The organism is Motilibacter aurantiacus (assembly GCF_011250645.1).
GTDB lineage: Bacteria > Actinomycetota > Actinomycetes > Motilibacterales > Motilibacteraceae > Motilibacter_A > Motilibacter_A aurantiacus.
Window position 1 is genome coordinate 281903 of record NZ_JAANNO010000005.1, and the last position, 7783, is coordinate 289685.

Consider the following 7783-nt stretch of genomic DNA (forward strand, 5'->3'; position numbering starts at 1 on the left):
CAACAGCCAACGCCGGATTGCGCGGACACCAACGCGACACCGCCCGCACGACGGCCGGCCAAGCGCGACAACGCCCGCTGTCGCCGGGCGACGTCCCACCGCCCAATCACGCCCAATCACGCCCGGGGGGGCCCATGCAGGACCACACGACCCAGCCCTCCGGCCTCTCCCGCCGGGACGCGCTGCGCCGCATGGCGGTCGTGGGCGGCACGCTGGCCTGGAGCGCGCCGGTGCTGCAGACGCTGAGCCTGTCGGCCGAGGCGACCACCAAGCCCTCCCCCAAGCCCACCGGCTGCGACTACTACATCGTCAAGGCCGTCTTCTGGGTCGACAAGACCTCCTGCTTCGAGCAGACCTTCGTCGTCACGCCGATCGGCACGACCGCCAGCCGCGAGCTCGACGACATCAAGACGGCCTGCTCGGACGCGCGGGTCACCGAGTGGGTGTCCGACGTCTTCCGCTACGCCTTCAGCGGCGCGGTCGACATCGACAGCCAGGACGCCCGCAAGCTCACGACGAGCCAGTCCTCGGCCTACGCGGCGCTCAGGCCGTCGTCCTGGCGGACGACCACGCAGAACTCCTACACCCGGACGTTCCGCGACGGCTGGAGCAAGAAGGTCTGCCGCCCGAGCCGCCCCTCCTGCACCCCGTGCATCGGCGGCAAGGTCAAGCTCTGGATCACCCCCTGCGACAAGTCGGCGACCTGCTCGGGCACCATCACCCTCCCGTTCTGACGCGGCTGCCCGCTGCCGGGGCGCATCCGTCCCGGCAGCGGCGCCTCCCCGGCCTCTAGCCTGCTCCGGTGCGCACACCTCGCCGGCTGCTCCTGCTCGGCGCGGCCGCCGTCGTCCTGCTCGGGCTGCTCGCCGGCGCCGTGGCCCTCCGGCTGGCCCACACCGGCGGCACCGCCCGCAGCGAGCTCGAGGCAGCCCGCTCGGAGCTGCTCGCCGCGCGGGCGGCCGCCGTCGCCGGCGACGTCGACACGGCGAGCGCGGCCATGGGGAGGGCGAGCCTGCACGCCGGGCGCGCGCGGGAGCTCACCTCGGACGTCGTGTGGCGGCTGAGCGCGCACGTGCCGTTCGCGGGCCCGCCCGTCCGCACGGTGCGGGCGATCGCGTCCGCCCTCGACGAGCTGAGCGGCGAGGTGCTCCCCCCGCTGGTCGAGCTGGCCGGCGCCGTGGTGCCGGACCGGCTGCGCACGGGCGCGTCCTCCTTCGCCGTGGCCCCGCTGCTGGGCGCGGAGCAGCCGCTGGCCGCCGCAGTGGCCGCCGGGAAGCAGGTCCGCGCCGACGTCGCCGGCTCCCCCGACGTACGCCGCCCGGCCCGGGTCGGCGAGGCGCGCGCGACGCTGCTCGACGCGGTCGACGAGGTGCTCGGGACGCTGCGGGTCGCCCACACCACCGCGCAGGTGCTCCCGGCCGCGCTCGGCGTCGAGACGCCGCGCCGCTGGCTGCTCGCGCTGCAGACCCCCGCCGAGGCGCGCGGGACCGGCGGGCTGCTCGGCGGCGTCGCGGTCGCGACGGCCGAGCGCGGGCGCGTCCGGGTGACGACGGTCGAGTCCAACCGCGTCTTCGCCGCCGACCGCCGCGTCGAGGTGCCGCTGCCCGCCGGCTACTCCGCCCAGTGGAAGGCGTGGTCCCCGACGTCCGTCGCCGTCAACGGCGGCGTCAGCCCCGACTTCCCCACCGCGGCACGGATCTGGGCGGCACAGTGGGAGGCCCGGCGAGGGCAGCCGGTCGACGGCGTCGCCACGCTCGACCCGCTGGTGCTCGGCTACCTGCTGCAGGCCACGGGCGGCATCACGCTCTCGGACGGGACACAGCTCGACGGCTCGACCGCAGCCGGCTTCGTGCTGCAGGAGCAGTACGCGCGCTACCCCGACGACGACGAGCGGGACGCGCGCGTGCGAGAGCTGCTCGAGCGGACGCTGTCGCGCGTGCTCAGCGCGGACGTGCCTGCCCGAGCCGTGCTGGACGCCCTCGCTCGCGGGGCACGCGAAGGACGCGTCCTGGTCGCGATGCCCGACCTGCCCGAGGTGCAGGCGACCCTGCGCGGGCAGCCCGTCGGAGGCGCCCTGCCGGCCGCCGACACCGCCTTCCTCCGCCTGACGGTCAACGACGCGGGCGGCAGCAAGCTCGGGCCGTACCTCACCCGGTCGCTGACCTACGCGAGCGGACGGTGCAGCAACGGGCTCCAGGACGTCACCGTGACCCTCGACCTCGGCAACACCGCCCCGCTGCGCGGCCTGCCGGCGTACGTCACCACCCGTGCCGACCTCGGAGGCGGGCCCGGCTCACCCGTCGGCCAGCGCCGTGACTACGTGTCGTTCCACCTGCCGAGCGGTACCCGGCTCGCCGCCGCGCAGCTCGACGGTCGCCCCGTCGGCATGGAGGTCGGGGCCGAGAGCGGCCTGACCGTGTTCTCGGCCTACCTGACGGTCGACCCGCAGACGACCCGTCGGCTGACCCTCTCGCTGCGGTCCCCGGCCGGCGCCCGCGCGCCCGTCGTCACCACTCAGCCACTCGTGCTTCCACCGAAGGTCATCACTCGTTACACACCGTGTTGACGCCTTACGCCGAACAGGGCTTTCACCCGCCGGATCAGCCACGGAGTGCAGCCAAGGCCGGTGATCACCCCTACTCTGGGACACGAAGGGTGGGGGTAGAGAGATGGCAACACACGGAGTGTCAGCACGCGCAGTTCCGGCACGGGCCCTGGGGGTGGGGCTCGCCGTCGTCGCACTGACGGCGTCCGGCGCAGCGACAGTGGCATGGGCGGACTACGTGCCGACCACCGGCAACGGCACGCTCACGGCGTCCGACGTCTGCGTCGGCAGCGCCGCGACGTTCGCCGCGAACGGCTTCGCCGCAGGCGGCACCGTGACCGTCACCGTCGGCTCGGGCGGGGCGGCCGCGACGGTCGTCGCCGACGGCGCCGGCGCGGTCAGCCACACCCTGACGCCGAGCACGGCCGGCACGTACCCGATCAGCGCGACGGGGCCGACCCCGCCGCCCAGCACGGCCACCCGCACCGTGACGGCGACGCTGACGGTCAGCGAGTGCCCGGCGGGGACGGGCGCCAGCGCCTCGCCGAGCCCCACCCAGGTGCCCGTCGCCGACGGCGGCACGGGCGCCGAGGGTGCCGCGGGCACCGGCGCCTCCGACAGCGGCAGCGGCGCCCTGGGCAGCGGCGCCGACGCCCTGGCCAGGACCGGCGCCGCCGGCGTGGCCACGCTGGTCTCGGCGGGCGGCCTGCTAGTGGTCACGGGCCTCGCGCTCGTTCTCGTGCGTCGCCGTCGCCTCGCCGCCTGACATCGACGTATTCATGGCGGGCGCCGTGGCTCCGGCAGACGTGGATCGATCTCCTGTTGGCCTTCCCGGGGGGGACCTGATGACGCGAGTGGTTGTCGCTCACGATTACGTCACGCAGCGCGGCGGCGCCGAGCGGGTGGCGCTGGCCATGCTGCGCTGCTTCCCTGGAGCACCGCTGGTCACGAGCGTGTACGCCCAGGAGCGCACGTTCCCGGGCTTCCGCGCCCACCAGCTGCGCACCAGCCCGCTGCAGGGTGTCCCGGCCTTCCGCCGTGACCCCCGGCTGGCCCTGCCGCTGCTGGCGCCGGCATGGCAGCGCACGACGGTCGACGATGCCGACGCCGTGGTGGCCAGCAGCAGCGGTTGGGCGCATGCCGTGGGGACCGCGCCAGGCGTGCGCAAGGTGGTGTACTGCCACAACCCGGCCCGCTGGCTGTACCAGAGCAACGAGTACTTCGCCCGGGCCCCCTGGCGCAGCGCCGCGCTCGCGGCCGTCCGCCGGCCGCTGTCCAACTGGGACCTGCGCGCAGCCCGTAGCGCGGACCGCTACCTCGCCAACTCGACGGTGGTGGCCGAGCGCATCCGCCGGGTCTACGGCATCGAGGCCGAGGTGCTGCCGCCCCCGGTGGCCGTCGAGGTGGACGCCGAGCGCGACCCCGTCCCCGGCATCGCGCCCGGCTTCCTGCTCACGGTCGCCCCGGGCGTTCTCGTCTCCGAGTTGGACGGTCACGCCCTGCTGCTGCACCCGGACGCGTCGAGCGCGCTGACCCTCAACGAGTCCGCCAGCGCGATCTGGGCCGCCTGCAGCGACGGGGCCTCGACGGTGGACGAGCTGCTCACCGCGCTGCACGAGGAGCTCGGCGTCGAGCCCGACACGGTCCGCGCGGACGTCGAGGCCGCCGTGGCGCGCCTGCTCGACGAGGGATACCTGCTGCGGCAGGCATGAGGGACGAGCGCCCCCGGCGGCTCGCGCTCGACGTGCTCGGCAACCGCTGGGACCTCGAGCTCCCGCCCGGCCGGGTCGGGGACGCCATCGCCGACGTGGTCGGTGACCTCCTCGTCGGCGGCCCTGCCGGGGACGACCGGGCGCAGGCCCCGCCGGCGCAGCGCACCTGGTCCTTGCGGGCGGCTCCCGGCGCCTCCGGTGTCGAGGGCTGGGAGCTCGCGTCCGCGGGACGGCGCCTGCTGTGGTCACCGCGCCCGGACACACTGGCCGTCGACGCGCTCCGCCTGCTCAACAGCGCGGCGATCGAGGCGGAGGCGACCTTCTCGGTGCACGCCGCCGTCCTCGCGCTCGACGGCCGGGCGGCCGTGCTTCCCGCGGACTCCGGCACCGGCAAGACGACGTTCTGCGCCGCGGCGCTGCGGGCCGGGCTGACCTACCTCACCGACGAGGCCGCGCGCTTCCCGGACGCGTCGTCGGCACGGGTGCTCGGCTACCCCCGGCCGCTGAGCCTGCACCGCGCCTCCCAAGCCCTGCTCGGCCTCGAGCCGTCCGGCGTGAGCGACGCCACGGAGGGGCTCTACCGCGCCAGCGCACTCGGGCCCGTGGGGCGTGCGCCCGAGAGCCGGGTCGCAGTGATCGCCCTGCTGGACCGCCGCCCGGGGCCGACCCGTCTGGAGGCGATCCCGCGCAGCGCCGCCGCCGAGCTCCTGCTCCGCCAGTCCTTCAACCACTACCGCGACCCCCGCGGGGCCTTCCTGCGGGCGACACGCCTGGCCGCAGCGGCGACCACCTGGGCCCTGGGCTACGAGGAGGCCCCCCAAGCGGTCGGCCTGCTGCGCCAGGCGCTCGCCGAGCCGCCGCCCACCCGCTGAGCCGCCCCGCGGGACGCCGTTGGGCCAACGGTGGGAGAACTGGCAAAACGGGGAGCAGCCCCATGATCGCCCCTACACTGGGACGCGTCGTCGGGCGGGGGGCTCGACGGCGGGGGGTTCGGTGGGAGGAGACCACATGGCGCTCGACCGTGTCATGGAGTCGCCCGATGCTGGGGCGGGAACCTCTTCCCAAGGGGTGAAGCCGTACGCGCCACCCCACCTCGTGTCCGCGGCCGACGGCACGGCTCAGCACGGCACGGCTCCGCACAGCACGGCTCCGCACAGCACGGCTCCGCACAGCACGGCTCAGCACAGCACGGCGGCTCACAGCACGGGAGCCGACGGCACAGCGGCTGCGGCTGACGCGCTCCCCGCGCCTGCTTCGAGCGCGTCCATCCCCCGGCCGCGCGCGGCACGGCCCGGGCTCCGCGGCGCCGGGGGCGGCAGCTCGCTGGGCCCGGCGCCCTGGGTCCGGGACTACCGGCGTCGGCTGGCCCTGACCGACGCGCTCGCGGTCGGCGTCTCGGTGCTGGCGGCGCACACCCTCCGCTTCGGGCTCGGGCCCGCCGAGGGCACCGTCTCCCTGCGCACCGTCGGCAGCGTGGACTACGCGTTCATCTCGTTCGCGCTGATCGTCGCCTGGCTCTCGGCCCTCGCCGTCTACAACAGCCGCGACCCCCGCGTCATCGGCAACGGCGGCGACGAGTACCGCCAGGTCGTCAACGCCTCGCTACGGCTCTTCGGGCTGCTCGCGATCGCGGCCTACATCTTCCACGTCGAGCTGGCCCGGGCGTACGTCGCCGCGGCGCTGCCGGTCGGGACCCTGCTGCTGCTGCTCGGGCGCTGGGGGTGGCGGCAGTGGCTGATGCGCCAGCGCGCGGCGGGGCGCTGCTCGACCCGGCTGCTCATCGTGGGCTCGGCCGAGCACTCGGCGCACCTGGTCCGGGCGCTGCACCGGCACCCGCTCGCCGGCTACCGCGTCGTGGCCGCGTGCGTGCCCGGCGGTGTCGCCGGGACGCGCCTGGCCGGCACCGACGTGCCCGTGGTCGGCGACCTCGACGACCCGCTGGGACGGGCGCGTGCCGTCGACGCCGACACGGTCGCGGTCACGAGCTCGGACGCGATGGGCTCGGACGCGCTGCGCCGGCTCGGCTGGGCGCTGGAGGGCAGCGGGGTCGGGCTGGTCGTCGTCCCGTCCCTGACCGACGTGGCCGGCCCGCGCATCCACACCCGCCCGGTCGCCGGCCTCCCCCTGCTGCACGTGGAGGAGCCGCAGTACGACGGTGTCTCGCGCGCGGCCAAGCGCGTCTTCGACGCGACGGCGGCCTCGCTCGGCCTCGTCGTGCTCGCGCCCGTCCTGCTGGTCATCGCGGCGCTGGTCAAGCTCACCTCCCCCGGCCCCGTCCTCTTCCGCCAGCAGCGCGTCGGCGTGCACGGCGAGCCGTTCACCATGCTCAAGTTCCGCTCGATGGTGGTGGACGCCGAGGAGCGGCTGGCGACGCTGCTCCAGCACAACGAGTCCGACGGACTGCTGTTCAAGATGAAGGACGACCCGCGCATCACCCGGGTGGGCAAGGTCCTGCGCCGGTTCTCCCTCGACGAGCTGCCCCAGCTGGTCAACGTCGTGCGCGGCGACATGAGCCTCGTCGGCCCGCGCCCGCCGCTGCAGCGCGAGGTCGAGGCCTACCACGACGACGTGCACCGCCGGCTGCTCGTACGCCCGGGCATCACCGGGCTCTGGCAGACGAGCGGCCGGTCGGACCTGTCCTGGGAGGACTCGGTGCGCCTGGACCTGTACTACGTGGAGAACCGCTCGATGATCGGCGACCTGCAGATCCTCTGGCGCACCGCCCGGGCGGTCCTCGGCGCCAACGGCGCCTACTGAGGGCGCGGGCGCCTGGCCTGCGCCCCGTCCCCTGGCCCGGCCCGGCCTGCCCACCGTTCAGCCCGTCGTCCCAGCCCCGTCGCGCATCGAAGCGGCGGGGCTTTCCTGCGTTCCGAGCCGCGTCGAGCGGGCGACATGCGTCACAGTCACAGATGCGACAATGCTGGACACAGTGACCGAACTCATCGCTTCGGGGCGCCCGCATGCACCCGAACGGGTTGCCTCCGCGCGCGTGATGCCGCATTGTCACCCCTGAACCTCCTCCCCATCACCCGCGCAGGGGATTGCTAAACCCCTCGGGGTCTTGCTGCCACGCTGACACCCAACTCGGGAGACTCATGCGCCCCGTCCTCCTGGCGGCCGTCATGGCCGCCACCAGCTCCATGCTCGCCGCATCCATAGCAGCTCCCGCCAGCGCAGAATCCGGCGCAGCGGTCTCGGCCGCCGCCGCACCGGCCGACCTCGTTCCCGCGGTGCACATCTGCGGCGAGGTGGACCCGGCCCGGGTGGTCTCGGCCGGGAAGGCCCTCCCGGACCCGACGGTCACGAAGCTCGTCTCGGGGATCCGCCCGGACGCGATCGTGTGGCAGGCCAACCGCCTGTACGTCCTGGACAGCGGGACCCGGGTGCTGATCTACGACGCCTCCCGCACGCTCGTGCGCACGGTGCCGCTCGGGTTCGAGGGCTACGGCCTCGCGGTGGACCCGACCGGCGCGTTCTACGTGCTCAACTACCCCTTCGAGGTGCGCAAGTTCAGCGCCGACGGCGC

At 74.9% G+C, this 7783-nt stretch carries 7 protein-coding genes; all 7 read left to right on the forward strand.

All coding sequences use genetic code 11. The annotated features are described in order from the left end of the window. Positions 1–134 precede the first annotated feature (134 nt). Positions 135–734 (forward strand): hypothetical protein, encoded by a 600-nt coding sequence (locus G9H72_RS11545; protein WP_166171077.1) that lies wholly within the window; start codon positions 135–137, stop codon positions 732–734. Between the two features lie 68 nt (positions 735–802). Next, positions 803–2566: a DUF4012 domain-containing protein gene (locus G9H72_RS11550; protein WP_166171079.1), complete on the forward strand. Its 1764-nt coding sequence runs from the start codon at positions 803–805 to the stop codon at positions 2564–2566. Between the two features lie 199 nt (positions 2567–2765). Continuing rightward, positions 2766–3311, forward strand: coding sequence for a hypothetical protein (locus G9H72_RS11555; RefSeq protein WP_166171083.1), 546 nt, complete (start codon positions 2766–2768; stop codon positions 3309–3311). A gap of 79 nt (positions 3312–3390) precedes the next feature. Continuing rightward, positions 3391–4257: a PqqD family peptide modification chaperone gene (locus tag G9H72_RS11560; protein WP_166171085.1), complete on the forward strand. Its 867-nt coding sequence runs from the start codon at positions 3391–3393 to the stop codon at positions 4255–4257. Next, positions 4254–5129 (forward strand): hypothetical protein, encoded by an 876-nt coding sequence (locus G9H72_RS11565; RefSeq protein ID WP_166171087.1) that lies wholly within the window; start codon positions 4254–4256, stop codon positions 5127–5129. Before G9H72_RS11560 ends, G9H72_RS11565 begins: the two co-directional genes overlap by 4 nt. Before the next feature lie 136 nt (positions 5130–5265). Continuing rightward, the gene (locus G9H72_RS11575; protein WP_231126803.1) at positions 5266–7014 is read left to right on the forward strand and encodes a sugar transferase; all 1749 of its coding nucleotides are present in this window, start codon (positions 5266–5268) and stop codon (positions 7012–7014) included. A 338-nt stretch (positions 7015–7352) separates the two neighbouring features. Beyond that, on the forward strand, positions 7353–7783 hold a 431-nt coding region (locus G9H72_RS11580; protein WP_166171089.1), incomplete at its 3' end, for an NHL repeat-containing protein.

Bases quoted from the DNA above. Each gene is read 5' to 3' on its own strand.
- G9H72_RS11545 (WP_166171077.1), top strand. From the start codon at position 135: ATGCAGGACCACACGACCCAGCCCTCCGGCCTCTCCCGCCGGGACGCG.
- G9H72_RS11560 (WP_166171085.1), top strand. From the start codon at position 3,391: ATGACGCGAGTGGTTGTCGCTCACGATTACGTCACGCAGCGCGGCGGC.
- G9H72_RS11565 (WP_166171087.1), top strand. From the start codon at position 4,254: ATGAGGGACGAGCGCCCCCGGCGGCTCGCGCTCGACGTGCTCGGCAAC.
- G9H72_RS11575 (WP_231126803.1), top strand. From the start codon at position 5,266: ATGGCGCTCGACCGTGTCATGGAGTCGCCCGATGCTGGGGCGGGAACC.